Source organism: Pseudomonas sp. SIMBA_068 (assembly GCF_046534705.1).
Taxonomy (GTDB): domain Bacteria; phylum Pseudomonadota; class Gammaproteobacteria; order Pseudomonadales; family Pseudomonadaceae; genus Aquipseudomonas; species Aquipseudomonas putida.
In genome coordinates this window covers 1-257 of record NZ_JAWRYI010000954.1, presented here as the reverse complement: position 1 = coordinate 257, position 257 = coordinate 1, and the positions used below count along the sequence as shown (strand labels likewise).

The window sequence follows — 257 nt, the reverse complement described above, 5'->3', positions numbered from 1 at the left end:
GGAATCTGGCTGGCGCGCCGCAGAAACCAATGTGGCGAAAAGTGAGGCCGAAAAACGCGGAATTACGCTGAAAATTGCCGATGGTCAGCAAAAGCAGGAAAACCAGATTAAAGCGGTACGTTCCTTCGTCGCGCAAGGGGTGGATGCGATCTTTATCGCTCCGGTGGTTGCGACTGGTTGGGAACCGGTATTAAAAGAGGCGAAAGATGCCGAAATCCCGGTCTTCTTGCTCGATCGTTCTATTGATGTGAAAGACA

At 51.4% G+C, this 257-nt stretch carries 1 pseudogene; it reads left to right on the top strand.

Annotated elements, in window-relative coordinates:
• Positions 1-257, top strand: a pseudogene (ytfQ, locus tag SB756_RS32240) (galactofuranose ABC transporter substrate-binding protein YtfQ); the annotation flags it as partial.